This window comes from Xanthomonas sp. MUS 060 (assembly GCF_000963215.1).
GTDB lineage: Bacteria > Pseudomonadota > Gammaproteobacteria > Xanthomonadales > Xanthomonadaceae > Xanthomonas_A.
The window spans coordinates 1-522 of sequence record NZ_JZIM01000124.1 but is presented as its reverse complement, the minus strand read 5'-3'; the positions used below and the strand labels follow the sequence as shown (position 1 = coordinate 522).

Here is a 522-nt window from a genome sequence, read left to right as displayed (position 1 = left end):
CGCTGCCTACGTTGGCACCGATCACGATCAATGCCAGCAGGCGATGGACGTTGCTGACAGTGATCCAGTCGGTTTGCGCAGTATTGGGGTTGACGGGGCTCGTACTGCCCACAATGGCCAATTGCTCCGACCCCTTGGTATTGGGAAAACCCATGGAATGTCCTTGTGTGTGTGATGTGGGTTCAGCGCGCGCCGAGCTGGACAAAAGGCGAGAGCGTGGCTACACCCTTGGCGGGTGCAACGGCCTGTGCGATCTTGCTTTGCCCATCCATGCGGAAGGTCGTGCGGAAGGCCACCGCATCGGCATCGAAGTAAAGATGCATGCTGGTGGCGGTCTGCAGGCCGCCGGCCTTGGTGATCGTTTGGTAGTACCGCAGGTCTACCAGCAGCACGTCACCTTGACTGGAGAGCGGGGCAGGGTGCTGGGAGAAGATCACCGGCATTCCCAGCAAGGTATTGCGCTGCACCTGTGTGAGCGAGCCGCCGAGGTTGATCTGGTAGCCAATGGGCATGAATGCAGGC

At 60.0% G+C, this 522-nt stretch carries 1 protein-coding gene; it reads right to left on the bottom strand.

The window, feature by feature from the left end; all coding sequences use genetic code 11:
- Positions 1-182: 182 nt before the first annotated feature.
- Positions 183-522: phage major capsid protein (locus XANALMUS060_RS17340; RefSeq protein WP_045739512.1), on the bottom strand; the 340-nt coding region annotated here is incomplete at its 5' end.